Consider the following 25,274-nt stretch of genomic DNA (forward strand, 5'->3'; position numbering starts at 1 on the left):
TCGAAACCACGGCGGAACGTGCGGCGCCCGTCCGTCGCAGAGGCAGGACGATGCCAGAGGACATGGTGCGATGACAGAAACGACGTCCGTCCGCAATGCGGTGTGCGCACTGCTCGCCGACGGAACCACCGTCCGGCTGCGCCCGGCGTGCCCGGAGGACCGCGCGCAGGCGCTGCGGTTCTACGACGAGATGTCGGCGGACAGCCTGCGCAACCGGTTCTTCATGGTGAGCCGCCGCTCCGGAGAACGGGCCGCCGACCGGCTCTGCGCGCCCGGTGCTCCCGGGCACCGCACCTTGGCCGCCTTCCAGGGCGACCGGCTGGTCGGTGTCGCCGAGTACGAGACCGGTGACGACCCGGCCACCGCGGAGATCGCCCTGGCGGTCGCCGACGACTTCCACCACCGCGGCGTGGGCACCCTGCTGCTGGAACACCTCGTGCACACCGCCCGCGAGAACGGCGTCGTCGCCTTCACCGCCGATGCGCTCGCGGACAACCACCTCATCCACCGCGTCCTGGCCGATCTCGGGCTGCACATCACCCGCCGGTACGACGGCACCACGGTCCACGGCGTCATCTCCCTCGAACCGGATGAGAACTACCTCGCCGCCATGGACCTCCGGGGGCGCACCGCCGGTACCGCGAGTCTGGGCCCGCTGCTGCGGCCCCGTTCCGTCGCGGTCATCGGAGCCGGGACCAGACCCGGGTTGGTGGGGCGGGCCATCCTGCACAACCTGCGCGGCGGCCACTTCCGGGGGCTCCTCCACGCGGTCGATCCGCACGACCGTGCCATCCTGCACGTCCCCGCCTTCGCGTCCGTCAGCGACCTGCCCGCCCCTCCGGACCTCGCCGTCATCGCCGTACCGGCAGCGGACGTCCCCGGCGTCGCGGAAGAGTGCGGCCGGGCCGGCGTGAAGGCGCTGGTGGTGGTGGCCGCCGGCCTCGACGCAGACCTGACCGCGGAGTTGACGGCGGTCTGCCGCCGATGGGGCATGCGGATGGCCGGACCGAACTGCCTGGGCATCGCCGACACGGAACCGGATGTCCGACTCGATGCGACCTTCGCCGTCGGCCGGCCGCTGCCCGGCACCGCCGGTGTCGCCGTGCAGTCCGGGGGCGTCGGTGTCGCGCTCCTCGACGGGCTCTCCCGCCTGGGCATCGGCGTCTCCAGCGGCGGTAGTGGACGCCGACGACACAGCGACCGGGGTGGTCCCGGCGACGGATCCGGCACGTGCGCGGCGGACGGCCGACACCTGTCAGGACCGTCGTGGGGAGGCCGTGATGGCCGCCAGGTCCGTACCCCGCGCACGGAGTTTGACGCCCGGCTGGAGAGGGAGCCTTATGCCCGACCGATCGGACCCGCCCTCTGGCCGATACCGGTGACCGGGCGGCGGGTGACCTCGTTTCCGCCTACCGCACATGGCGCTGTCGGGCCGTTCGGTACCGGAACCCGCCCCCGCCGGTCGCTGATCGTGTTCACGCGGTAGCGAAACGTATTGAAGGAGAGGTCGGATGCGACCGGTCGGAAAGGGGGAGGGCGCCGCACGGCACAGGCGTCGCTCTTCCCGAGCAGGACACGGCCGAATGGGTGACGATGGAGATGTCCTGATCTGACCGTGCTGTGCCATGAAAGAGGTGGGCGGCATGACATTCCCCTCCGAATCCTCGGGCAACGGCCCGCCACGTGAGACCCAGGCCCAGGGCGCATCCCCGGCGAGCGAAGCCATGGGCGCCATGGCGAACTTCGGCTGGCAGGCCCTGATCACCATCGGTCTGGCATCGATCGCTCTGGGCGTGGTCGTCCTTTCGTGGCCGAAGGAAACGCTGCGCGTCGTCGGCGTGGCCTTCGGCGTCTACCTGTTGGTCAGCGGCGTCTTCCAGCTGGCCGCGGCGTTCGGCGCTCACGTTCCTGGGCATCTGCGGGCACTGCACTTCATCACGGGCGGGCTCTGCGTGCTGCTCGGGCTCATCAGTTTCCGGGGCACCCTGCAATCGATCCTGCTGCTCGCCCTCTGGATCGGCTTCGGCTGGCTGTTGCGCGGCATCATGATGACGTCGGCCGCAGGTGCGTCGCCCGGCGCGCCCGCTCGTGGTTGGCAGATGTTCCTGGGAATCATCACGGTTCTTGCAGGCATCGTGATGATCGTCGCGCCGTTCGGTTCGATCGCCGTGCTCGCCCTCGTAACGGGCATCATGGCCATCGTTCTGGGCGCGGTGGAGGTGTTCCACGCCATCCAGCTGCGTGTTGAGGCAGGCCGCCTCACTCCGGGCGCTCCGCCGACCACCAAGCATCGTCGGTCCCTGTTCCACGTACACCTTCGCCCGCAGCACTGACCGCCCGATCGGCGCAGATCGCCAAACACGGGTTTCGCGAGTTCGGGATAAGCCGGCCGCCGAGCCCCGCGTGCCGACCGGGCCCGAGCCGCTGGCCCTGGACGCCATCGACAACGCCCTGCTGACCGAACTCGCCGCCGACGGGCGGATGTCGATGGCCGGGCCGGTCACCAACACCGGGCGCAGCCACGAACGGCCCCGCCGGCTTCGTAGTCAACGGCCTCTCCCGCGACGCGGCCGACCTCGACCGCTACCTTGACGAGCGCCCTGAGCACCCTGAGCGCCCTGAGTGCTCTGAGCATGCCCACCCTGCCCACCTTGCCCATCGAGCCCATCGAAAACCGCCCCCGTCCTCCGCGATGTCGATCGCCTCACCGGCAGCTGACCGCGCCGGGCATCTCACCATCGGCCCCGTTCCTTCGGCCTTCTCGTACCGGTCGCGAGGTCGAGGAGATCTTCTTCGGCGAGCGCGGACTGTGTGATACGAGACCCTTTGCATGATCATGCGCAAGGGTGCATACTCTTCCTATGTCTAAGGTCCTCACCTCCCTTCCCGCCGGCGAGCGCGTCGGTATCGCCTTCTCCGGCGGCCTCGACACCTCCGTCGCGGTCGCGTGGATGCGCGACAAGGGCGCCATCCCGTGCACCTACACCGCCGACATCGGCCAGTACGACGAGCCCGACATCGCCTCGGTGCCCGGCCGCGCGAAGACCTACGGTGCCGAGATCGCGCGCCTGGTCGACTGCCGCGCGGCGCTGGTCGAGGAGGGACTGGCCGCGCTCACCTGCGGGGCGTTCCACATCCGCTCGGGCGGGCGTGCCTACTTCAACACCACGCCGCTCGGCCGCGCCGTCACGGGCACCCTCCTGGTCCGGGCGATGCTTGAGGACGACGTGCAGATCTGGGGTGACGGCTCGACCTTCAAGGGCAACGACATCGAGCGGTTCTACCGGTACGGCCTGCTCGCCAACCCGCAGCTGCGGATCTACAAGCCTTGGCTGGACGCGGACTTCGTGGCCGAGCTCGGTGGCCGCAAGGAAATGTCGGAGTGGCTTCTCGCCCACGACCTGCCCTACCGCGACAGCACCGAAAAGGCGTACTCCACCGACGCCAACATCTGGGGTGCCACCCACGAGGCCAAGACCCTGGAGCACCTGGACACCGGTGTGGAGACCGTGGAGCCGATCATGGGCGTGCGGTTCTGGGACCCCGAGGTCGAGATCCTCACCGAGGACGTGACGATCGCCTTCGACCAGGGCCGCCCGGTGAAGGTCAACGGCAAGGAGTTCGTCTCCCCCGTGGACCTGGTCATGGAGGCGAACGCCATCGGCGGTCGGCACGGCATGGGCATGTCGGACCAGATCGAGAACCGGATCATCGAGGCCAAGAGCCGCGGCATCTACGAGGCGCCCGGCATGGCCCTGCTGCACGCGGCGTACGAGCGCCTGGTCAACGCGATCCACAACGAGGACACCCTCGCCCAGTACCACAACGAGGGACGGCGCCTCGGCCGGCTGATGTACGAGGGCCGCTGGCTGGATCCGCAGGCGCTGATGGTGCGCGAGTCCTTGCAGCGCTGGGTCGGCGCGGCCGTCACCGGCGAGGTGACGCTGCGGCTGCGGCGCGGTGAGGACTACTCGATCCTCGACACCACGGGCCCGGCGTTCAGCTACCACCCGGACAAGCTGTCCATGGAGCGCACCGAGGACTCGGCGTTCGGCCCGGTGGACCGGATCGGCCAGCTCACCATGCGCAACCTCGACATCGCCGACTCGCGCGCCAAGCTGGAACAGTACGCCGGCCTCGGCCTGATCGGCACCGCCAACCCCGCCATCGGTGCCGCCCAGGCGGCGGCGACCGGGCTGATCGGCAGCATGCCGGAGGGCGGCGCGGAGGCCATCGCCTCCCGCGGCGAGGTCTCCGCCGACGACGAGATGCTGGACCGCGCCGCGATGGAGTTCGGCACGGACTGACCAGCCTCGTCGAGCGGAAGGCTCGGCACCCCGAGGGTGATGCACCACCGGAAAGGCCGGCCCGGCGCCAGCGGCGCCGAGCCGGCCTCTTCCGCTGCCCAGGCTGGTAGCCAGGAGGAGGCGCAGGCACCGTCGCACCGACAGTGTCCGAGGCAAGGCTCAGTGGGCCGCGTCGCTGTGGCGCTCGGAGTCCTGCACGAGGCGCGCGACGAGCGGGCGGACACCGGCGGCATCCGATGGCGAAAGGCCCGTGTCCGAGCCGGTGGACCTGCGCACCCAACTCGCCTGATCTTCCCGCCCGATGCATTCAACCGCTCGATGCACTCAATGCAGTTGTGCCTTGGCGACCACGATGATGAGGCCCAGCACCAGGTTGACGGCGCCCGAGATCACCACCAGGCGCAGGGAGGCGCCGGCGCGGATGGCGGCCGTGCTCGCCCAGCCGATCTGCTCGGCCACGGCGACGGACAGCGCGAACCACGCGGTGCCTGCCAGCCCCAGCCCCAGCAGCGGACTGACCGCCACGGCGACGGCCGGCGACGCCGCCGCTTGGACGATCGGCCACTCATCCCTCGCCACGCGCCTGACCATCGCCCACGTCAGATGCCGGTACGACGCCAGGTCGCCGACGAGGCGGGCGTAGACGTGCGCTGCCCAGAACACCAGCCCGGTGACGAGCAGCAGCAGGACGAGCCCGACCCGGGGAAACGGTCCGAACGTGGCGGTGCCGGCCACGACGGACGCGGCCAAGAGGGAGCCGTAGACCGCGCCCGTGTAATTGCCACCCGGCTGCTCCGGCCGCGGTTGCCCCTCGTCGTCCGCCCGGTCGCCGGCGTTGCTGTGATCCGCCATGCCTTCAGGATCGCCGGGGGCGCGCCGGCTCGCACTGCGCACCGGCACCTGACCCCGGCCGACATCGGCATCGCCGACACCACCGTCCGCACGACACCGGCATCAGCCTCCGACGGAATGCCCGCCCGAGCGGAATGTCTGCGTCCACCGAATGCCTGGGGACTCCTACGGCCGGTAGAGGGCCTTGGCGCGCGTCAGGTCGACCGGCCCGTCCTGGGGAATGGGCAGGAAGTAGTCCACCTGCCATGCCTGTGTGCTGCGGGCCTGACGGTTCGTCGTCGTCACCCACGGCGGATAGACGCGGAACGCGCGCTTCCCGCCAGAGCCGTGCCTGGACACGATGTTCCGATCGCACAGCACGTCCTGCGGGAACACGAACTGCCCGAACCCGTCGCCGTCGCGGCTGCTGACGACAAAGAGGTCGACGGCGTCATCGACATCGAACGGCCGGATGGGGCCCTCGGTGGACCTCTGCCACACGGTGACGAACTGGCCGACCTTCGTAGGGGTCGTTTTGGCCACCCGGAACCTTGCCGAGCGACCATCCACCGTGAACGCATGAGCTACGTACTCGGCACCTTCCGCCTCGGCCACCGGCGGTGAGCAGTCGAGCCCACCCGGTTCGTACACCCGCGTTTTCGCCGCCAGCAGGTCACCGTGCACAGCCCAGGTCTCGTTCGTCGCCACGCCCCAATCCTGCCATCAACGCCCACCCTCCCTGACGCGGCCACCGCTTGGCAGGCTCCAGGCAGTGACGCCCGCCTGCGAGCCGCCCGCCTGCGAGCCGCCCGCCTGCGAGCCGCCCGGCGGAGCGGCGCGCAGGCGGGAAGTTCACCGGGCTCGGTGAGGTTCCGGCGGCCGGGTACCGATGCCGCCTGCTGCCCGGTCCGGTCCGGCACGAAGGCACACGCGAGGACGGAGCCGATCACCTGGCCGCCGCGGCAGCGCGAAATGAGACGGAGCCGGTCATCCGCACGGTGACACGAGCCGGCGCCCTACTGCCGACCGAACACTGACCCCGGAGCAACCCACACGGAACCCTGCACGCGCCGCGCCAAGGGCTGCCGCGTGCCCGGCCCGGTCGCCTGGCTCCCGGCTTGCGGGGCGGCGGTCATTGCGGTGGTTCCGCGTCCATGATGCGGGCGAGGGCTGCCATGGCCCGGTCGATGCCGTGCGGAGTGATGTTGCCGTAGCCGATCACCAGGGAACGGGCCGGTTTGCCGGGGGCCAGGTGGTAGCGGGTGACGGAGTCGAGGGCGATGCCGTCGGTGGCCGCTCGTCGGACAAGACCGTTGCCGTCATGACCGCCGAGAAGGGTGGCGAGAGTCTGCACTCCCGCCGGAACGCCGGTCAGGCGCAGCGGCACGTGATGGCGCGAGACGGCGGCTTCGAGTGCTTCCCGCTGCGCCTTGTAGCGGGACCGGGTCTGCCGGATGTGCCGGTCGTAGGCACCGCTGTTGATCATCTCGGTGAGGGCGAGTTGGTCCAGCGTGGCGGTGCCGTGGTCGGTCAGGAACTTGCCTGCGGTGAGCCGTCCGACGAGCTGGGGCGGGCTGACGAGCCAGCCCAGGCGCAGGGCCGGGGCGAGGGTCTTGCTGGTCGACCCGAGGTAGACGACGGAGTTGGGCGCCAGTCCTTGCAGCGCGCCGATCGCTCGGCGATCGAAGCGGAATTCGCCGTCGTAGTCGTCTTCCAGCACGAGGGCGCCGGCGCGGCCTGCCCAGGCCAGCAGCGCCTCGCGGCGGTGCGACGCCAGCACCGCTCCGGTCGGGAACTGGTGCGCGGGAGTGGTCAGTACGGCATCGACTCCGTGGTCGGGAAGCGCCGTCACGACCAGCCCGTCGGCGTCGACCGGTACCGGCAGGGGCGTCAGACCGGCATGGCGGACGATGCGAGCCCGGTGGGGCAGGCCGGGGTCTTCCAGGGCCACGGTTCGGGCGCCGCCTGCGCGCAGGGTGCGGCAGAGCAGGTCCAGCCCCTGGGTGAACCCGGCACAGATCAGGGTGGTTGCGGGGGTGGCGGCCACGCCACGTACGCGGTTGAGGTAGGCGGCGACCGCCTCGCGCAAGCGGGAATGCCCGGCCGCCTGCGGGTATCCGAGGTCCGCGTCACAGGCACCGGTGAGGGCGGACAGCCAAGCGCGCCGCCACTGCTGGCGGGGAAAGTGGGCAAGTGACGGGACTCCTGGCCGCAAGTCCCAGCGCAGCGGGGGAAGTTCGGCCGAACCGTTCGAAGTCCGTGCGGAATCGGTAGGTGTGGCCAGGTCGGAGACCCAGGCGCCGGAGCCTGCGCGGGCGGTCAGATACCCCTCGGCGGTGAGCTGGTCGTAGACGTCGACCACGAGGCGCCGGGACACGCCCAGGTCGGCGGCGAGGACCCTGCTGGCGGGCAGCCGCTGGCCGGACGCCAGGCGCCCGGCGCGGACCGCGTGGCGCAGAGCGGACTCCAACTGGCCCCGCAGCGGCGTGCCTGCCTCGGGTGACAGCGCGACCAGAAGCTCCGGACCACAAGTGGTACCCGAATCAGCCATGGAAGTGGACCCTACCCGGGCTCCGCTTCGCGCCTACCGTGGCCCCTGCGAACCTCGGCGGCCGACCGGTCCACCGCCCAACTCCGGTGCCGAGAGGGCCAGAAGAGCAACACCGCGGGTCAGGCTGCTCTCGTCCGCCGCCGCAGACGTACTGCGCAGCACCGGAACGGGCACACTGCACGGCCCGAGGACCGACCGGCCGCACTCGCCCCCTACCCCCGCAACGGACGTAAAGGACAGACACACCCGTGGCCATGACCAAGTTGGACAACCTGCGGAAGCGGGCCCACCGTGCGGGCGGCAGCCCACGGGCGTGGGCGAGCGCCACCGTCCTCGCCCGCCTCGCCCTGGCGACCGGGTTCCTGTCGGCGGTCGCCGACAGATTCGGCCTGTGGGGCAAACCCGGATCCGGTAACGTCGGCTGGGGCACCTACGACCTCTACCTGGCCTACGTCCATGAACTCGCCCCCTACCTGCCGGGCGGGTTCGTCGACGCGGTGGGCGGGGTGGCAACCGCAGTCGAAGCGACCCTGGGAATCGCCCTGCTGCTCGGGGTGGCCGTACGGCTGTCGGCGTGGGCCAGTACGGGCGTACTGCTCACCTTCGCACTGTCGATGTTCCTCTTCTCCCACCCGGAGGCACCGTTCAGCGCCTCGGTGTTCAGCGCAGCGGCCCTCGCGCTGCTGCTGGCGCTGGCCCCCACCGGTGCCTACGCGCTCGCCCTGGACCGCAAGCTCGGGCTGGAGCGTTCCCACTCCGGTTCTCTGCCGCGGCCCCAGACCTGCACCTGCCGCACGGCGACCGCCCCGGAGCAGGGCCAGTGAGCCTCATGGACGCCGCAATCCTGGCGGCCGAGACCTGGAGTCCGACCTCTCCGATTCGGCCTCCTCCGGATCTCCTCACCAGGAGGTTGGGAGTGCGTGGTGGAGGCCCTGACCGAGCACAGGTCCGAGGTGAGCAAGGCGGGACGGTTCGATCCGGCGGCACTCAACCGCTACACGCGCAAGTACCACGTCGTCTACGAGGAGAGTGAGTAATACGAGGCCTTGACGGAGACCGGCCCGGTGAGGACTTGGGCTCGGGTGCTCGCTACTGTGACAGTGAAGCCCTCCGGGAAGACTGCGCAGCCATAATGAGCGCATGTCGCTTCGGGGAACGGACGCCTACCAGGACCAGGGCTGGGAGCAGGACCAGGACTTCCCGGCACTCGTCCAACGGGCTGTGCGGGCGGCGCGCCGGCACGGGTTCGCATACTCCTGCCGCCCCGAACAAGGCCGCCTTCTCCGGGGGGTGGCTGTCCGGCCGCCCGTCCTCCTCACCGACCCTGCCGTCTATGCTCTGCTCACCGCCGGCGGCGCGGCCTTCCTCCTGCTGACCTGACCTGACATGACCTTCGCCTTCCCCTGCCGATCGGTCGCTGCCGCCACGGCACCCCGTCGCGCCGAGCGTGACAGGGAAGCGGGTGCGGTCCCCTCGGCGGCGCGGACGGTCAAGCTGGGCCGGGGCCGGCGGTGGCTGGGTGTCGGCGGGCGAGTTCGTGCCGGTGGTAATGGGCGAAGAAGCGGTGGAGCAGATCGTCGTCCATGGGGAAGTGGGAGCGCTCGGGGTGGGCGAGGACGCCTTGGGCGTTGTCGCGCCGGAAGTGCTGGTCGTGGGTGAGGTAGGCGCTGTAGAACTCGTCGAGCAGGTGGGCGAGGTGGAGGTCGGGGGTCCGGAGGTGTGCCGGGTCGCGGACGAGTTCGTGGTCGGGGATGCCCAACTGCCCGAAGATTGCACCGAGGGTGGCGCCTACGGTGGGCGGAGTCGGGTTGCTCAGGTGGAAGATGCGGTCCCGGGTGGTGGCATGGGCGATTTCCACCAGTTCGCGGGTGACATGGTCGACGGGCACGAGGTTGAGCTGTAGTTCCGGGTGGGCGAGTAGGCGGATGGGGTGGTGGCCGCCGTCGAGCGCGGGACGGAGGGTGTGGTGGAGGGCGATGCGGCGCATCATGCCGTAGACGCCGGAGTAGGGGCCGCCGCAGGCGAGGGTGGCATGGTGGCCGATGACCGCAGTGGGGCGGTAGATGCGGGTGGGCAGCGGGGCGTTCCGCACGATCCGCTCGGCGGCGGTCTTGCTGGCCTCGTAGCACTCGCGCGGTGTCGGCTCGGTGATGGGCTGTTCGGGGATCTCGCCTTGACGGTGGCCGGCGACATAGGCGGTGGAGACGTAATGGAACGCCTCGGCGCCCAGCCGGGTGGCCAGGGTGACGGTGCGGCGGGTGCCGGCGGTGTTGGTGGCGAAGAGCCGGCGGCGGTTGGCCTGGCCGAAGGCGACCAGCGCGCCGACGTGCCAGAACCAGGTGGGGCCGGGGGTTCTCACCTGGGCCGGGTCGACGCCGAGGCCGGGTTGGGTGAGGTCGCCGGGGACGGCTGTGGCCACGCGCAGGGCCTGCGCAACGGTCTCGGCGTCGGTGCGGTATGCCTGAGCCGCTGTGGTGAGGGCGGCAGTCAGCCGGGTGTGCGGGTCGCTGTCTCCGGGGCGCACCAGGCAGATGATGTCGCGGGTGTCGGGGTGGGTGGCGAGTTCCAACACCAGGGCGGCGCCGATCAGGCCGGTCGCACCGGTGACAAGGTGCGTGTGTCTCATGCTGGTGCTCCGGTGGAGGGTGCGGGGCGGAAGGCCAGAACGGCGTTGTGGCCGCCGAAACCCATGGAGGTGCTCAGGGCCAGCTCGATGGGTTGCCTGCGCGGCCGGCCGGTGACGAAGTCCACGTCGATGCCGGGGTCCGGGTGGTGGAGGTTGGCGGTGGGCGGGGCTGTGCGGTGGGCGACGGTCAGTACGGTCAGCGCCGCCTCGACAGCACCCGCAGCGCCCAGAAGGTGGCCGGTGACCCCCTTGGTGGAAGTGACCGATGCGCGCGGGCCGAGCAAGGCGGTCAGAGCGCGGGCCTCGGCCTGGTCGTTGAGCGGGGTGCCGGTGCCATGGGCGTTGACGTGATCGACATCCCGCGGGGCGGCCTGTGCCTGTCCGAGGGCCTGGCGGATGGCTTGAGTGAACGCGGTGGCGGCGGGGTCGGGAGCCACGGGGTGATGTGCGTCGGTGGCGGTGCCGTATCCGACCAGCGTCGCATGGCCGCGCACGCCGCGTGTCCGTGCGTCCTCGGCGCGTTCCAGGACGAGGATCCCGGCACCCTCCCCGAGGACGAAGCCGTCCCGGTCCACGTCGAAGGGGCGGCCGGCCGCGGCCGGATCGTCGCGGCGCCGGGACAGGACCCCCATGTTCGCGAACGCGGAGGCACACAGCCGCGTGACGACGGCCTCGGTCCCTCCGGCGATCGCGATGTCGCACGAGTGACTGTGCAGGAGTTGCGCGGCCAGGCCGATCGCGGTGGCGCCCGAGGCGCAGGCCGTGGAGACCTGAAGGCTGGGGCCGCGAGCATGGAGTGCGATGGCCAACTGACCGGCGACCATGTTCGGCAGGTACACCGGCAGAGTGAGGGGGGAGACCAAGTCGGCGCCGTTGTGGGCGAGATGCAGCTGCTGAGCCTCGATGGTGGCCATGTCCCCGGCGCCGTTGCCCACCACGACCGCCACCCGCTCGCCCGCCCACCTCCCCGGCTGCAACGCCGCGTCCTCAACAGCCTCGTATGCGGCGGTCAGTGCGAACTGGGTGAAGCGGCCCAGTCGCCGCGCGCCCGCCACCCGCAGGTACCGACGCGACTCGTAACCGGGCACCCGACAGGAGAAGTCCACCGGCAAGCCGTGCAGCTCCGGGTCCACGGCCGCGGCCGGGACTGCGGAGCACACGCGCTCCCAGGTGGCCTTCGTGCCGATTCCGGCCGGGGTGACCAGTCCCAGACCGGTCACCACGATCGGCGAGGTTCTCACGGTCGAACCATCTGACCAGCAGCGACGTCCATCCGCCGGCACACCTCGCCCACGGTCATCTCCGTGCCCGCATCATTCTGCTCCAGCGCGAGGCGCCACCGCCTGTAGATGTTGGCGTGCAGCTCAAGGGCACCGAGGGAGTCGATGCCCAACTCACCCAGCGACGCTTCGGGCACGATCTCCTGTTCGTCGACCTCGAACACCTCCACCAGCAGCACGACCAGCCGCTCACGGGACGACGCCATCGCAAACCTCCAGGATGTCAGCCGCCGACGCGGCTGCCGTACAGGTGACGAACAGGGGAGGGCCCCGACGCGTCCCTGGCGTACCGAGGACGCACTCTCGAACGTGAGGCAGGAAGCGACCAACGAGCAAGCCACCGCACACCACACCCTGAGTCCCCGCAAGCCGCGCGCTTGCCACCCGAGGACTGAACCGTTTCTGCAAGACTGCCCCACAAACCACCTGGTGGGGTCCGCCGAGCCGAGCGAACTTGTTGAACGCGTTGAATGCGTTCCACGTGTCGAACGTGTCGAATCCACGAGAACTGCCCTGCCAGGCTTCTGATGTGGCCCAGGAACAGGCAGTCGGTGAAGGGGCTCTCGGCTCGCGGCCGGCTGGTCGGCGGTGACGGACCGCCGGCCGGTGACCTGACTTCACCGGTCGCTGCACATGCCCGTCGAGCCGCATGGCGCGCTCTGCGGAGGCGGGGCGGCGGCAACGCCTGTGTCTGCCCCAATTGCCGCTGACTGACGGCCCCTGCTCGATCAGTGCCCCGTCCCGGTAGACGACGCCTGCTGTTCCCCGACACCGTGTAGGCCGTAGTCGGGCAGAGCGATGTCTCCGGCCTTGGCGAACTGTCCGGCGAGCAGATTCCGCATCGGCCAGCGGTTCATCGAGCGCATCGAGAGGTCTCGCAACCGGATGGCGAGTGTGCTGGAGGGGGCGTATCCCGCGGCGCCGCCGGGCGGCAACTGCTGGGCCTTGCTGACGTAGGGGCGCATGGTCTCGTCATACTTCCGGAAGGCGATGCGGTGATCGCCTTCGGCGGTGGCGAGTTCACCTGCCAGTACGTACGCGCCGACCAGGGCCAGGCTGGTACCGAGGCCGGTGAGTGGCGACGGGCAGTAGCCGGCGTCGCCGAGCAGTGCCACCCGGCCGCGAGTCCAGCTGTCGAGGTGCACTTGGCCCATGGAGTCGAAGAAGAAGTCGGACGCGGTGCGCATCGCCCGCAGCAACCGTGGGACTTCCCATCCGGCTCCGGCGAAGCGTCGAGCCACCAGGTCCTGCTGCGCTGCGGTGTCGCGGCGGTCGTAGGCGATCGGTGCCGACCGGAAGCTGAGGCCGGCCTTGATCTCGCCGTCGAGACGGCCCGGCCGGGCCGAGGCGACGAGCCCACCGGGCGCGTTGTGCATCTGATACCAGCCGTCGAGTTCCATCTCCTCGACGGTGGTGAACCACGCCGTGTAGAGGTCCAGTGGGCGTACGTGGTCCGACTCCGGCCCGAAGGCCAGGGCGCGTACGACGGAGTGCAGCCCGTCCGCGCCGACGACCAGTCCGAATCGACGCGGGGCGGCCTTCTCGAAGGTGACGGTGACTCCGTCGTCGTCCTGGTCAAGACCGGTGATGGTGTCATCGAAGACGTACTCGGTGTCCGGCACGGTGGCGTCATACATGAGACGGCCAAGGTCACCGCGCAGGATCTCGATCTCCGAGACGATTCCCTCCCCTCCGAAGCCGTCTGCCGGCATCCGGGCGGTGATCCGGCCGGAAGCATTGACGCATGCCAGGCCGCGCTGGTCGACGCTCAGCGCCCGTGCCCGGTCCATCAGGCCCATGCGTGTGACCACGGTGCGGCCGGCGCCGCGCAGATCCACGGTCTGGCCTCCCGGTCGGGGTTCCGGTGCGCGCTCGACGATCGTGACGGCGAAGCCTGCGGTGCGTAGCCAGTACGCCAGCGTGGGGCCGGCGATGCCGGCTCCGGAGATGAGGATGTCGGTGTTCCGCATGAGCAGAGAATGTACGGCGTAAACCTATATCGGGCAAGCCTAAAACTGCTGCTGTGTAGGGCACTTGTCTAGATGGTGCACTAGTGCCCAGGGGTTGAGGATTCCCTGGATGGTGCACTGTGGGCCTGTGGGAGGTGCGTCGACGTGACGATTGGGTGGGCGGGGCGAGCGGTCGGGTGCACTAGTGCGGGGGAGGAGGTGGTGGGAAGCGCGGCGCGGCAGCCGGCCCCTTCCGCCGCTCGCTGCCCCTGCGCACCGCCTGAATCCGCGCCCGCGTCGCCGGACTTCAGAGGAGCCGGCGACGCAGGGCGGCTGCCCCTCAGGCGGTGAACCAGCGCTCGACCGCCGCTCGCAGGGTGGCCAGCTCGGCCGGGGCCGGGCGCGGTGAGTCGCAGGCCCAGGCCACGTAGCCGTCGGGGCGGATCAGCAGGCCGGTGAGGTCGGCCCGGCCGCCCTGTGCGTTGACAAGGTCGACGGCGTCCTGAGTGCCCGTCAGTACCTCTGCCAGCGACTGGTCATCGGTCAGATCGAGCAGCAACGGCTGGCCAATTCTTGCGAGTTCGGCTATCCGGACCTTCCCCGACTCGGTGATCAGATCCAACTCCGGTGCGAAGTAGCCGACTGCCGGGTGGGGATCGGCGATGCCCATCTCGTAGCGTACGTCGGTGCCCGCGGTGAGGTCGGCGAGGTCCTGGACGACCTCTTTGCGGGTGAGCAGCTCGGTGAAGAGCTCGGGCAGGGCGCTGGTGTCGCTCCCCGGGGCGGTGAGTGCGGACTGCGCCTCGGCGTTGAGCACCATGCGGCGGGCGGCCTGGCGGCGCTCGGTGTCGTAGCTGTCGAGCAGGCCGGGCGGGGCGGTGTCGCGCAGCGCGGCGGCGAGCTTCCAGCCGAGGTTGGCGGCGTCCTGGAGGCCGAGGTTCAGGCCGGGGCCGCCGCCGGCGGCGTAGACATGGGCGGCGTCGCCGACCAGAAAGACCCGGCGGTCGCGGAACCGGTCGGCGACCCGGGTGTTGCCGCCCGTCAGCCGCCGCAGCACGTGCGGGCCCGTTCCGTCCGGCGGGCCGAGCGGCAGGTCGACGCCCAGGACGCGACGGATACTCGACTCCATTTCGGTCAGGGTCATCGGCTCGTCCGCCGCGGGCTGGTCCCATTCGGTGGTGCTGACCAGCGGCGGCTGGCCGGGGAACGGTGCGTAGGAGAAGCCGCCCTGGTCGGTGCGGTGGGGCAGGAAGGGCAGTACCGGCCCGTGGCCGGGAATCGTGAGGGCGCCGTTGACCGGGTCGACCCAGTCGGCCGGGACGGTGGCGTGGGCGGTGCGGTTGGTGCGGCGGTCGTAGCTGACGCCGGGGAACGCGATCCCGGAGAGCTTGCGGATCACGCTGCGCGCGCCGTCCGCGCCGACCACGTAACGGGCGCGGAGCTGCTGGTCGCCGCCGGGGCCGGTGACGTCGAGGGTGACGGCGTCCTCGTCCTGGGCCACGGCGCTGACCCGGTGCCCGCGCCGCAGGTCGACGCCGAGTGTGCGGGCGCGCTCCTCCAGGACCTGGACGATGCGGTGCTGCGGGGCGGCCAGGGCGAAGACCGGACTGGCGTCCAGCAGCCCGAGGTTGAGGCCCATGGCCGCGAACATGAAGTAGGCGGAGTTCGGCTGCGGGGGCTCCGGGTTGCCGCTGAGCGGCTCGTACAAACCGCGGTGGTCGGCCAGACGTACCACCTGGCCGAGCAGGCCATTGGCCTTGGGTTCGGTGCTGGGCTGCGGGAGCTGCTCCAGAACGACCGGGCGGATGCCGGCCAGGCTCAGTTCGCAGGCCAGCATCAGCCCGTTCGGGCCGCCTCCCACGATGATCACGTCGGATATCACGGTCAGGTCTCCTTGGTGCGGGCGGGAAAGGGTGGCACCGGAGGCGAGTTGGTCGCCGCGCTTCGCTACGGGACGGGCAGGCCGGCGGCGAGCTGCCCGAAGACCTGTGTCAGTACCGCGCCCAGTGGCACGGCTTCGTCGGCCCGCAGGCTGTGTTCGACGGCCACTCCGCTGCCGGCCGCGACCGCAGCCGCCACCAGCTTCGGGTAGACGTCGCGTTCGGCATCGGTGCCGGTGCGGCGCGCGACGGCCTTGGCCAACTCCTGCTGGGCGGCGGCGTTGGCCTTGACGATCTCACCGGCCAGCGCGGGTTCGGCCAGCATCAGCCGCACCCCCTCGCGCCAACGCTCGTTCTGCGGCCCGGAGTTGCCCGGGGGGACGAACTGGCCCAGGACGGCGTGGAGCAGCGAGTCCCAGAGTGGTTCGCCGGCCGGACGGGCGAGCAGGTCGTCGGCGACCCGGAGCATCCGCTCCGAGTGGCTGGCGGCGATCGCCTCGGCCTTGCCGCCGAAGTAGTTGCGGAAGGTACGGACGGAGACGTTGGCCTCGGCGGCGATCTGATCAACCGTCACATCGGCCCAGCCGTGCAGGACACAGAGCCGGATCGCCGCCTGGCTCAGCGCGACCCGGGTCTCCCGCTTCTTGCGCTCGCGGAGTCCGGGCTGCCCGGTCGTGCGTGCCTCGTCTGTGGGTGCCATGCGAGGAGCGTAGGGCAAATCTTGCCGTCGGGGCAAGATTGCCCGTGAAGAAAGATTGCCTAAACGGCAAGTTTTTGGAACCGTGGGTGCGGCTACAGCCCCGGGCCGGCATCCACAGCACCTCGTCGGCCTCCTCGTCGGCACGCAGCGCGGCGCGTACCCGCAGCTGCACCATGGCGGCGATTCCCGGGGCGACCGCGGGGGTCAGGCCGATCAGCGCGAGGCGTTCAGTGCGTCGCGCCAGACCGGGCTGTCGACGTAGTGGTTGTCGAAGCGCTCTGAGGAGTCCTTGATTTCCTGAGGGCCGGCTTCACCGCGCATGACGCGGCCCAGCAGCCGGAGGTAGTCGAAGCGCGCCATGCCGGGTGTGAAGGCGAACAAGACGTCGGCCTCGTGGTCGGGGGCGGCGGCGAAGGCGTGGGGGGTGTTCGGCGGCACGAGAAGAAAGTCCCCGGCGTTCAGCACGGTGATCTCCTCGTCCACCAGCACTCGCAGCGCGCCGTCGATGACGTAGAAGAGTTCGGCGGCGCGGGTGTGGAAGTGAGCAGGCGCCCCGACCGCACCCTTGGCGAAGGTGGAGCGGTAGCTGGTGAGCAGCCCGCCAGTGGCATCGGAGTCGGCCAGCAGGGTCATGACGCTACTGGGATCGCTGGTGGTCTCGGCCTCCGCTCCCCGAGTCAGGACGGCGTCGAAGCGGGCGTTGACGGCGTTCTTGACGTTGTCGCTGTGCATGGCGTTGGCCCCTTGGGTCTGTTGTCGCTGTCGACGTCGGCGTCGGCGTCGGCGTCGGTGTGAGTGCGACTCTATGAAGCAAAAAGACCCTGTGAGCGGTGCAATTCCTGCCCAATCCTGTGGGGCAATTCCCGCGCTGCGGGGCGGGCGTCGCGAGGCATGGGTGCTCGCTGTGCATCCCATGGCCTGAGCGGGCACAGCGGCACGGCATCATCGAGCACAGTGGCACCGCATCTCTGAACATCCATGTTTCTGCTGGGAGTTGAGTGTGTGCACAGGGGCGTCGAAGACGTACGTATGCCGTTGGTCTGCTCGCGGTGATCCTCGAACCGGTCCGACGGAGACGGTGCCGAGCAGCCGGAACTCCACGGGCTGCTTCCCTTCCGGGCGCATGCGCCCGAAGCCGGGGCCGCGGAGGAGGCAGGTCCGCGATGTCGGGGAGGCCGTGGAGTCCCGGCTGCTCGGCACCTCGGCCCGATGGCCGGCGGGTGCGGGCTACTGATTGAGCGCGGCGACGCCGGCCTGGGCGAACTGCTCGTCCAGGTCGCCGGTGGGCGCGCCGGCGACGCCGATGCCCGCGATCGGGGCGCCCTTGGCCTGGACCGGGGTGCCGCCGGCGAGGAACAGCGTGCCCGGAATGTCCTTCAGGGTGGGTGCCTGCTCCAGGCGCTTGACGAGGGCGGAGGTGGGCGCGTTCCAGGACACCGAAGTGAACGCCTTCTCCTCCGCCGCCTTGTAGGACTGCGGGCCGGCACCGTCGCCGCGCAGCGTGACGATGGTGTTGCCGTTGCGGTCGACCACGGACACCGACACGTGCTGGTCGGCCTTCGCGGCGGCGCCGAGCGCGGCCTGTGCCGCCTTGGCTGCCGCGGCGACGGTCAGGTGGTCGGTGGCGACGACGTTCTGGGGCTTCGCCTGGGCTGCCGCCGTGACCGCATTACCGTGGCCGGTGTCGTCCGGCGCCGCAACGGCGACGGCGCCGACGGCGGTCACCCCTACGGCGGCCAGCACTGCCGCGCCGGTGATGATCCGGGTACGCATGGACGGCATCTGCATGGGATGTGCTCCTCTTTCGTCGACCAGGACCGGGTGCCCCGTGGTCCGCATCGGTTGCGGTGCTTCCATCCTTGGCGGCCCCGGGCGGGCAGCGGTCCGCGGAGCGGATGACGTCGCGGAGCATGATGGACGACGTCGGTGTCAACCGATCGGATGACGGGTGTGGGCCGCAAACCGGGCTACGAATCAGGGATGAACGTGAAGCACGTGAGCGGTGGCCGGACCGAAGCGGCGGACGGCGGACCGCGGACGGAAACCGCGGTCGGTCCGGCCGGCCGCTGGATCGAGGCGGTGATCTCGGCCTCGTTCGTCCTGCTGCTGATCGCCGCCATGGCCCGCTTCCTGACCCACCACCCCGGTGCCCCCGGCACATGGTGGGTGATCGCGCTCACCACGCTCCTGGCGGTGGCGTACGTGGCGCGACCGGCCGCGGACGGTGCGTTCGCGCTTCGGTGGCGGCGGGCCTGGCTCGGCGTCTTCGTCCTGGGCTGGGTGGCTCTGGTGCTCCAGGCACCGAGCTTCGCCTGGAGCGCGGTGACGATCGTCTACACGGCGCTGCAACTGCTGCCGGCACGGGCCGCGTTGGCGTTGATCACCGTGCTGACGGTCCTGGTGGTGGTCGGACAGGTGCGGATCAACGGTCCTGATCCGCTGCTGATCGTCGTGCCGCCCGTGGTCGCCGGGCTGGCCGCTACGGTGTTCATGCACATGCAGCGACAGTCGGCGCGGCAACACTCGCTCATCGAGGACTTGGTCCGGACCCGCCGCGTCCTGGCGTCCAGCCAGCGGCGGGCGGGCATGCTGGCCGAGCGTGAGCGGCTGTCGATGGAGATCCACGACACGCTCGCCCAGGCCATGTCGAGCCAGCGGATGCTGCTCCAGGCCGCTGAGCGGCTCTGGGACGCGGACCCGGAAGCAGCCCACCGGCACATGGCCACCGCGTCGGACATCGCGGAGCGCAACCTCGTCGAGGCGCGCCGGTTCGTCCAAGACCTTGCGCCCGCCGACCTCTCCGGCGGGGGCGGACTGCCGGAGGCCCTGCGTGCGCTGGCCCGCCGTGAGACCGCAGCCGGGGCGGCCACCGCCGGATCCGCGGCGGAATCGCCGGCCGCGGGCCCGGCCGTGCACTTCCGGACCGACGGCGATCCCGTTCCCCTGCCGCCGGCCGTCGAGGCAGGGCTGTTGCGGGTGGCCCAGGGCGCCGTCGCCAACGTGCGCGAGCATGCGCATGCCACCGATGCCGTCCTGACCCTCAGCTACCTCGACGAGGACGTGGTCCTCGACATCGCCGACAACGGCTGCGGCTTCACCCCGGGCCGGGACGACGCATCGGGGGCGGCACCGAACCGGGGCCACGGTCTGCGGGCCATGGAAGTCCGGTTGCGCCAGATGGACGGCACGCTGACCATCGAGTCCCATCCCGGGGAAGGGACGGTCGTTTCCGCGGCGGTCCCGCTCCGGGCGAGCGGTCCGGCGACCGACCCGGACGAGGAGTGACCTGCATGTCCCGCACACCGCACGCCCCCGACATCCCCGCTTCTGCCCCCGGCCGGCGGGTACGCCTGCTGCTGTGCGACGACCACGCCGTGGTCCGGGCCGGTCTGCGCGCCCTGCTGTCCGCCGAACCGGACATCGAAGTCGTCGGCGAGGCGGCCACCGGCGAGGAAGCGCTGGCCGTCGCGGCCAAACAGCGACCCGATGTGGTGCTCATGGACCTCAGCCTCGGCACCGGCATCGACGGGATCGAAGCCACCCGCCGCATCGTCGCCGAAGTGCCCGGCACCCGCGTCCTGGTGCTCACCACGTACGACACCGACGCCGACGTCACCCGTGCCGTCCAGGTCGGCGCGACCGGCTACCTCCTCAAGGCCGAGCGGCCCGAGGAACTGTTCGCCGCGATCACCGCCGCCGCGGAGGGCCGGGCGGTACTGTCCGCGCCCGCGGCCAACCGCGTGATGGAGCGCGTGCGCAAACCCCATGCCGCGCTCACCGAGCGCCAGTTGGACATCCTCGCCCAGCTGGCCCGTGGCCTGGGCAACCGTGAGATCGCCCGTGCCCTGTTCATCAGCGAGGCGACCGTCAAGACACACCTGGCCCGCATCTACGCCAAGCTCGGCGTCGACACCCGCACGGGCGCGGTCGCGGCGGCCAAGGCACAGCGGCTGATTCCCTGACCGGCACCGTCCGGGCGCCTCAGTGCGAGGGCTTGGGCCGGGACTTGCGACTACCGGAACCCGCCGGAGCCGTGTCCGCAAGAGGCGGACTGGTCGCGGGGCAGGCACCGGCCTGCGCACCACCGTGGATTCTCGACGGTCAACTCTCAACGTTGTGTGATCACGCGAGCCTGGCGCACGCGCTACCTCAGACGTACTGCCTGACCCATGTCGCGCCGTCCGCCGCCGCGGTGCGTCCTGACCGTTTCCCCCCGGACGATGGCAGTGTCGGCGCCGGGGCGCCCAAGGATCGCGTGCTGCCGGCAGGTCGCGGATCTCGGTCGACCCGGCTCCTGCCAGGAGCTCCGCACCTGTCAACATCGAGTGCGGCCGGCCCGCTTGGCCCAGCTCGCGCTCGTGGTGGCCGGCCGTCCGCGTTCACGCTCCGACACAGTAGTCCGACCCCCCGCGGGCTGAGGATGCGCACGGCGGCTCAGCGGCAACGGACGGGTAATTCGGGTGAGCCTCGGGCGCTGAGGGTGCACCATCAGTGGTGTGGACGTGGAGGGTTTTGAACGCGACGGCTATGTAGCCGTCCGAGGCGCTTTCGACGCGGATACGGCCGCGGCATGCCGGGAGATGATCTGGGGATCGCTGGCCGCCCGGGGAATCGATCGCGACGACCCCGGCACCTGGCGCCCGAGCGTGGAGATCCCCTGCCCTTCCGGCGAGCCGTTCGCGACGGCGGCCACGTCGCCGGTACTGACCGCCGCATACGACGAACTGATCGGTCCGGGCAGGTGGACTCGTCGAGACTGGGTCGGCGGGGCCGTCCCCGTCCGCTTCCCGTCGGAGGAGTACCCGGGGACGGGCTCCGGCTATCACATCGAAGGCAGCTACGAGGGCCCGGACGGAAGCTTCTGGGTCAACGTACGTTCCCGTGCAAGGGGATTGCTCGCGCTGTTCCTCTTCTCCGACATCGGTGCCGATGATGCGCCGACCCGCCTCGTCAAAGGCTCGCACCTGTACATCCCGCCGATCCTGCAACCCTACGGCGAGGCCGGGATCCCCACCGAACAGGTCGAATCGCAGTGGCGACCGTCGGTGTTGTGCCGGGCCACCGCGCACGCCACCGGCAAGGCGGGCGATGTCTACCTGTGTCATCCGTTCATCGTGCACACCGCCACGTGGCCGCACCGGGGGTCGACTCCACGGATGATGGCCCAGCCCGCGGTGCACGTGCACGACGGGTTCGTACTGGACGGATCCGATCTCTCCCCGGTGGCCCGGGCGATCACGGCTGGCCTGGCGCTGTCCCAGTGAGTGTCCAGGGCGACCTGCGCGCGGTCGCATCGTGCCTGGGACAAAGCGGCTTGAGAGGCTCGATCACCCGAGCCGGGCGACTCCGCGCCGAGGCGTAGCGGCAGCGACACCTGGCGCCAAGTGCCAGTCCCAGTGGAGCTGTTGGCGGGCAGTCTGTGTCTCCGTCTGTGGCTCTGGTCTGTGTCCGTGTCCGTGTCCGGATGTGACAGAACGACGTCATTGTGGTCACGGGCGTGGGGAGTGACGATGGGTGCATGTCCACAACCCGCCGTGTCGTCATCGCGGTCTTCCCGGATGTCGACCTACTCGATGTCACCGGCCCGGCCGAAGTGTTCGCGTTGGCCAACCGGGAGACCGATGGCCAGGCCGGGTACCGCGTGGAGCTGGCGGGCCGGACACCTGGCGTGGTCACCACGTCGGCGGGTGTGCGGCTGGTCGCGGATCTCTCGTTCGCCGAGGTCGACGGTGTGCTGGATACGCTGCTGGTGCCCGGTGCGGTGGATCCGCACCCCGGTGGGCCGGTCGCCCGGATCGACCGGGACGTGGTGGCATGGCTGAAGACGGCTGCGCCGCTGGCCCGGCGGGTGGCGTCGGTATGCGTGGGCGCGCACCTGCTGGCCGCGGCCGGGCTGCTGGACGGCAAAACGGCCACCACCCACTGGTCGACCGCCGCACAGCTGGCAGCCGACCACCCGGCCGTGACGGTGGATCCCGATCCGATCTTCGTGCGGTGCGGGAAGGTGTGGACCGGGGCCGGGATCAGCGCCTGTATGGATCTTGCGCTGGCGCTGGTGGCCGAGGACCTGGGCGAGGAGGTCGCCCTGGCAGTGGCCCGGCAGCAGGTCATGTACCTCAAGCGCCAGGGCGGCCAGAGCCAGTTCTCGGTCCCGCTGAGCCGGCCCGCTGCCTCCCGCAGGGACATCGACGATCTGCGGATGTTCATCGCGGATCACCTGGACGGCGATCTGTCCGCGGCGGCCCTCGCGGCACGGATGTGCCTGAGCGAACGCCACTTCGCCCGGGTTTTCCGCCAGGAAACCGGCACCACCCCGGCCGCCTACGTCGAGGCCGCCCGGGTTGAGGCGGCCCGCCGCCTGCTGGAGAGCACCGACCAGCCCCTTGAACAGGTCGCCACCGTCTGCGGATTCGGCTCGGTGGAAACGCTCCACCGGGCGCTGCGCAAGCAGATCGGCACCACCCCGGCGGCCTACCGCCGCCGCTTCCGCACCACCAGCTGAACCCTTTCCCTGTGTCCCCGGGCACCACCGCTCTGCCATACGGCTGAGCCGTGCCGTGCCCGCCATCACCCCTGCTGAATAGGAGCCCCTGCCATGTCCGCTTCCACGAGCCTGCGTGACGTGATCGGCCTCGGCAACCAGCTGCCCCGGCTCGCCGACACCACCCTCATCATGATCGACTTCCAGAACACCTACCGCACCGGTGTCATGGCCCTCGAAGGCGCCGAACAGGCCCTCACGGCCGGGGCCCGCCTGCTGGCCGCCGCCCGCGCCGCGGGCACCCCCGTCATCCACATCGTCAACGACGGCGGTGAGAACACCCCCTACGACATCCGCGCCGAGATCGGAGCCATCAGCACCGAAGTCGCCCCTGCCGACGGCGAACCCGTCGTGGTCAAGCAGCTTCCCAACGCCTTCCACGACACCGACCTGGAGAAGACGCTGCGTGAGCTGGGCGCGGGCAACGAGCTGGTGCTGGCCGGCTTCATGACCCACATGTGCGTCAGCTGCACCGCTCAGGGCGCCTTCACCCTCGGCTACCGCCCCACCGTCGTCGCCGAGGCCACCGCCACCCGACCGCTGACCGCCCCCGACGGCACCGTCCTGCCCGCCGCCACTCTCCAGACGGCTGCCCTGACCACCATCGGCGACCTGTTCGGCACCATCGCCCGCACCGTCGACGACCTCACCTCCTAGTGCGCGTCAGCCAACGTTCGACGTTCGTCCTGCCGACGCCCATGCGCAGCCGCTGACAGCGGCTCTGTTTCCCTACGGTTTCCAAGGTCGCCGAGCCGCCTCCGTCCCGCTGCGATCCCGTAGTGGGACGGGGTTTGCCGGTCGCCGCGTCTACAACTTCACCACGCCGCTCACGGAAGCCACGAGATCCGTCAGGACGTCGACGCCCACATTCGTGTTGCTGTTGACTGAAGTGCTCACCCCGGCAGGGGTGTTGAGCTTCACGCCGGTGTTGGCATGCGTGCCGTTCACGTGACTTGAGGAACCGACGACGAGCAGGTGTGGTGGACCAGCGGCGCGTCCGGTGAAGCAGTGCTGACCACAGGATCTGGCGCCCTCTCAGGTCGTCATCGCCGTCAACGATCCTGCGGTGCGGGGGTGTCCAGCGGATGGCGACCCTCAGGTCCACCACATAGCTCTCCTCGATTGTGCCGTTCGGGAAGAGGGCGGTGAGGCGGGCGCGCTCCTCGGTGAGGAAGGCGTCGGCGCTCTGCGGGCCGCGGACCAGGACGGCGGAGTGGCTGGCGATGTTCCACCACAGGGCGAGTGTGCCGCCGGGGCGCAGTGCGCGGCGGGCTTCGGGGAGGGCCTGGGCGGGGTCGGTCCAGTGTCCTTTGGCGGACCTGTGAGACGCCCCCCGGTCCTCACGCGGTCGCCGGTGGTTGCGCGGTGCGGGGCGCGCGCGGCGGCCCAGGGGGCGCAGCGCCGCCTGATGTGCCCTCGCACAGACGGCAATCCTCTCGCTTGTGCCATGCAACAGGAGACTTCCTCCTCACATCTGCGGCAGAGTGTGCGCTCGTTCGCCAGGTTGGCGATGAAGGAGGGAGACTCCGATGAGCATGAGAGTCCGGCGGCGCACCGCCCTGGGGAAGGCGCTGGTCCTGGGGGTCCTGCTGACCATGACGGTGTCAGGTACCGCGTATGCCAACACCGTTGCCGTCACGGTGAAGACACCGGGTGCCACCAGCGGCCCCACCACCATTGACTCCGAGATCTCGACCCACGCGGACTGTGCCAGCGGCCTCGCCTCCGGCGGCGGGGTCGACCAGGCGATCGGCACCGGTACCGGGGTGAACGGGAACCATGTGATGGGCAGTTCGCCCAGCGCCGACGGCACCACCGAGTACACCGGTACGCCGGGCGTCGTCGGCACCGATGCGACGCACTGGCTCGGCATAGGCGGAACCGGGGGGATGCTCAACTCCTCGTTCTCCACCACCCCCTATGCGCTGTGCCTCAGCAGCAACCTGATCAATCACACCCAGGTGGTGATGAACAAGGTCAATGCACCCACCACGGCCTCGACGGTCGGCCTCGTCACGGCGACCTGCCCGGCCAACACCGTCCTGCTCGGCGGTGGTGTCCGGACCACCCCGGCCAGTGTCGGCAACTTCAAGTCGATCGCGAGCTTCCCCACTTTCAACAACGCCGCACACGACTTCGGCAAGAAAGCCGCGGCGGACGGTGAGACCAACCCCGACTCCTGGACCGCCGTCGGGTGGGACGCCGGTACCGGCAACAGCTCCAACGAGACCTATGCGTACGCGATGTGCAGCGGCAGCGGCATCAACGTCAGCGGCGTCGCGGTGAAGGTCCACTACAGCGAGGTGGCCGGACCGACCACCGGAAGCACCGGCCAGACGGCGACCGTCGGCTGCGGCCCCACCGACGGGAACCTGGTCAGCGGCGGTGCCGCCATCAGCGGTGGCAACGTGACGACCACCGACTTCACGGGACCGGGCTCCGGCGGCGACCACCTCAACGGCAGCTTCCCCAGCGACTCTTCCGGCAACCCCGTCGCGGACGGGACCACCACGGCGGCGTACTGGACGGCCTTCGGGCACACCGGCGGACAGGCGTCGACCGGCACCCACACCGACGCCTGGGCGCTGTGCGCCAACGACGGTGTCTGA

At 70.5% G+C, this 25,274-nt stretch carries 24 protein-coding genes and 1 pseudogene; 12 read left to right on the top strand and 13 right to left on the bottom strand.

Annotation, left to right across the window (positions count from 1 at the left end; translation table 11 throughout):
* Positions 1–70 precede the first annotated feature (70 nt).
* The 4 genes from IEZ17_RS16140 to argG all read left to right on the top strand — a co-directional run bounded on the left by IEZ17_RS16140 (position 71) and on the right by argG (position 4,307).
* Positions 71–1,486 (top strand): GNAT family N-acetyltransferase, encoded by a 1,416-nt coding sequence (locus IEZ17_RS16140; protein WP_189300677.1) that lies wholly within the window; start codon positions 71–73, stop codon positions 1,484–1,486.
* A 157-nt stretch (positions 1,487–1,643) separates the two neighbouring features.
* The gene (locus IEZ17_RS16145; protein ID WP_189300679.1) at positions 1,644–2,333 is read left to right on the top strand and encodes an HdeD family acid-resistance protein; all 690 of its coding nucleotides are present in this window, start codon (positions 1,644–1,646) and stop codon (positions 2,331–2,333) included.
* 70 nt (positions 2,334–2,403) lie between these two features.
* The gene (locus IEZ17_RS16150) at positions 2,404–2,592 is read left to right on the top strand and encodes a hypothetical protein (protein ID WP_189300681.1); all 189 of its coding nucleotides are present in this window, start codon (positions 2,404–2,406) and stop codon (positions 2,590–2,592) included.
* 269 nt (positions 2,593–2,861) lie between these two features.
* Entirely contained in the window at positions 2,862–4,307 is a 1,446-nt protein-coding gene (argG, locus tag IEZ17_RS16155) for an argininosuccinate synthase (RefSeq protein ID WP_189300684.1), read from the top strand.
* A gap of 324 nt (positions 4,308–4,631) precedes the next feature.
* Here argG and IEZ17_RS16160 read toward each other — a convergent pair whose 3' ends face one another.
* From IEZ17_RS16160 to pdxR, 3 genes are all read right to left on the bottom strand, one after another.
* A complete protein-coding gene (locus IEZ17_RS16160; RefSeq protein WP_189300686.1) occupies positions 4,632–5,159 on the bottom strand; it encodes a hypothetical protein in 528 nt (175 codons plus the stop codon).
* A gap of 165 nt (positions 5,160–5,324) precedes the next feature.
* The gene (locus tag IEZ17_RS16165) at positions 5,325–5,846 is read right to left on the bottom strand and encodes a MepB family protein (protein ID WP_189300688.1); all 522 of its coding nucleotides are present in this window, start codon (positions 5,844–5,846) and stop codon (positions 5,325–5,327) included.
* Positions 5,847–6,270: 424 nt separating this feature from the next.
* Complete coding sequence (pdxR, locus tag IEZ17_RS16170; RefSeq protein ID WP_189300690.1) at positions 6,271–7,689, bottom strand: MocR-like pyridoxine biosynthesis transcription factor PdxR; 1,419 nt, start codon at positions 7,687–7,689, stop codon at positions 6,271–6,273.
* Between the two features lie 254 nt (positions 7,690–7,943).
* Between pdxR and IEZ17_RS16175 the strand changes: the two genes are divergently transcribed.
* Complete coding sequence (locus IEZ17_RS16175; RefSeq protein WP_189300692.1) at positions 7,944–8,513, top strand: DoxX family protein; 570 nt, start codon at positions 7,944–7,946, stop codon at positions 8,511–8,513.
* A gap of 316 nt (positions 8,514–8,829) precedes the next feature.
* Positions 8,830–9,069: a hypothetical protein gene (locus IEZ17_RS16180; protein WP_229852303.1), complete on the top strand. Its 240-nt coding sequence runs from the start codon at positions 8,830–8,832 to the stop codon at positions 9,067–9,069.
* Between the two features lie 109 nt (positions 9,070–9,178).
* Here IEZ17_RS16180 and IEZ17_RS16185 read toward each other — a convergent pair whose 3' ends face one another.
* The 8 genes from IEZ17_RS16185 to IEZ17_RS16220 all read right to left on the bottom strand — a co-directional run bounded on the left by IEZ17_RS16185 (position 9,179) and on the right by IEZ17_RS16220 (position 17,912).
* Positions 9,179–10,315, bottom strand: coding sequence for an SDR family oxidoreductase (locus IEZ17_RS16185; protein WP_189300694.1), 1,137 nt, complete (start codon positions 10,313–10,315; stop codon positions 9,179–9,181).
* Complete coding sequence (locus tag IEZ17_RS16190; protein WP_189300695.1) at positions 10,312–11,556, bottom strand: beta-ketoacyl-[acyl-carrier-protein] synthase family protein; 1,245 nt, start codon at positions 11,554–11,556, stop codon at positions 10,312–10,314. Before IEZ17_RS16190 ends, IEZ17_RS16185 begins: the two co-directional genes overlap by 4 nt.
* Positions 11,553–11,801 carry an acyl carrier protein gene (locus IEZ17_RS16195; protein WP_189300697.1) on the bottom strand — a complete coding sequence of 83 codons (249 nt, stop codon included), beginning with the start codon at positions 11,799–11,801 and terminating at the stop codon, positions 11,553–11,555. The genes IEZ17_RS16190 and IEZ17_RS16195 overlap by 4 nt, the downstream gene beginning before the upstream one ends.
* Before the next feature lie 522 nt (positions 11,802–12,323).
* Complete coding sequence (locus IEZ17_RS16200; protein WP_189300699.1) at positions 12,324–13,565, bottom strand: FAD-dependent monooxygenase; 1,242 nt, start codon at positions 13,563–13,565, stop codon at positions 12,324–12,326.
* Between the two features lie 319 nt (positions 13,566–13,884).
* A complete protein-coding gene (locus IEZ17_RS16205; protein ID WP_189300701.1) occupies positions 13,885–15,426 on the bottom strand; it encodes an FAD-dependent monooxygenase in 1,542 nt (513 codons plus the stop codon).
* A gap of 65 nt (positions 15,427–15,491) precedes the next feature.
* Entirely contained in the window at positions 15,492–16,124 is a 633-nt protein-coding gene (locus IEZ17_RS16210; RefSeq protein ID WP_189300703.1) for a TetR/AcrR family transcriptional regulator, read from the bottom strand.
* Positions 16,125–16,337: 213 nt separating this feature from the next.
* Positions 16,338–16,856 (bottom strand): cupin domain-containing protein, encoded by a 519-nt coding sequence (locus tag IEZ17_RS16215; protein ID WP_189300705.1) that lies wholly within the window; start codon positions 16,854–16,856, stop codon positions 16,338–16,340.
* A gap of 495 nt (positions 16,857–17,351) precedes the next feature.
* Positions 17,352–17,912 (bottom strand): GlcG/HbpS family heme-binding protein, encoded by a 561-nt coding sequence (locus IEZ17_RS16220; RefSeq protein ID WP_189300707.1) that lies wholly within the window; start codon positions 17,910–17,912, stop codon positions 17,352–17,354.
* A gap of 192 nt (positions 17,913–18,104) precedes the next feature.
* Between IEZ17_RS16220 and IEZ17_RS16225 the strand changes: the two genes are divergently transcribed.
* The 5 genes from IEZ17_RS16225 to IEZ17_RS16245 all read left to right on the top strand — a co-directional run bounded on the left by IEZ17_RS16225 (position 18,105) and on the right by IEZ17_RS16245 (position 23,322).
* Positions 18,105–19,409, top strand: a complete 1,305-nt coding sequence (locus IEZ17_RS16225; RefSeq protein ID WP_189300709.1) for a sensor histidine kinase — start codon at positions 18,105–18,107, stop codon at positions 19,407–19,409.
* Positions 19,410–19,414: 5 nt separating this feature from the next.
* On the top strand, positions 19,415–20,086 hold the full coding sequence (locus tag IEZ17_RS16230; protein WP_189300711.1) for a response regulator: 672 nt from the start codon (positions 19,415–19,417) through the stop codon (positions 20,084–20,086).
* A gap of 534 nt (positions 20,087–20,620) precedes the next feature.
* The gene (locus tag IEZ17_RS16235) at positions 20,621–21,388 is read left to right on the top strand and encodes a phytanoyl-CoA dioxygenase family protein (protein ID WP_229852304.1); all 768 of its coding nucleotides are present in this window, start codon (positions 20,621–20,623) and stop codon (positions 21,386–21,388) included.
* A gap of 254 nt (positions 21,389–21,642) precedes the next feature.
* Positions 21,643–22,626 (top strand): GlxA family transcriptional regulator, encoded by a 984-nt coding sequence (locus tag IEZ17_RS16240; protein WP_189300713.1) that lies wholly within the window; start codon positions 21,643–21,645, stop codon positions 22,624–22,626.
* Positions 22,627–22,719: 93 nt separating this feature from the next.
* On the top strand, positions 22,720–23,322 hold the full coding sequence (locus IEZ17_RS16245) for an isochorismatase family protein (RefSeq protein WP_189300715.1): 603 nt from the start codon (positions 22,720–22,722) through the stop codon (positions 23,320–23,322).
* 150 nt (positions 23,323–23,472) lie between these two features.
* Here IEZ17_RS16245 and IEZ17_RS16250 read toward each other — a convergent pair whose 3' ends face one another.
* Together IEZ17_RS16250 and IEZ17_RS42375 are read right to left on the bottom strand one after the other, a co-directional pair.
* Positions 23,473–23,613, bottom strand: a complete 141-nt coding sequence (locus tag IEZ17_RS16250; RefSeq protein ID WP_189300717.1) for a hypothetical protein — start codon at positions 23,611–23,613, stop codon at positions 23,473–23,475.
* A 139-nt stretch (positions 23,614–23,752) separates the two neighbouring features.
* A pseudogene (locus IEZ17_RS42375) lies at positions 23,753–23,971 on the bottom strand (SAM-dependent methyltransferase); the annotation flags it as partial.
* 223 nt (positions 23,972–24,194) lie between these two features.
* Between IEZ17_RS42375 and IEZ17_RS16255 the strand changes: the two are divergent.
* Positions 24,195–25,274, top strand: coding sequence for a hypothetical protein (locus IEZ17_RS16255; protein ID WP_189300719.1), 1,080 nt, complete (start codon positions 24,195–24,197; stop codon positions 25,272–25,274).

It is taken from the genome of Streptomyces albospinus (assembly GCF_014648695.1).
Taxonomy (GTDB): Bacteria; Actinomycetota; Actinomycetes; order Streptomycetales; family Streptomycetaceae; genus Streptomyces; species Streptomyces albospinus.